Below are 292 nucleotides of genomic sequence, written 5' to 3'. Positions count from 1 at the left end.
GTGGAGGGTGGTGTGGAGGGTGTGGTGGAGGGTTGTGGTGTGGTCGTTGCCGGTTGTGGCTGTGGTGAGGGTGGTGAGGATTGCTTGGGGTGGGGTGAGGCCGTTGGTGAGTTGTTCGGAGAGGGTTTCGATGTCGGGGTAGGTGGTGGTGTCGATGCCTGCGTCGTGCAGGGCGTTGGTGAGTGTGTCGGTGGTGTGGTCGCCGAGGATGGCGCAGGTGTTCCAGGGCGGGGTCTGCTGGGTTGTGGGTTGGGCGATCCAGCGTGTGGTGTAGAGGGAGTTCTGGGGGGTG

At 64.0% G+C, this 292-nt stretch carries 1 protein-coding gene; it reads right to left on the bottom strand.

Features of this window, described 5'->3' with window-relative positions; translation table 11 throughout:
• A partial coding sequence (locus tag VT52_RS38375; protein WP_167377791.1) for a hypothetical protein occupies positions 1 to 292 on the bottom strand: 292 nt, incomplete at both ends.

This window comes from Streptomyces malaysiense, assembly GCF_000980885.2.
Taxonomy (GTDB): domain Bacteria; phylum Actinomycetota; class Actinomycetes; order Streptomycetales; family Streptomycetaceae; genus Streptomyces; species Streptomyces malaysiense.
This window is presented reverse-complemented; position numbering and strand designations above follow the sequence as displayed.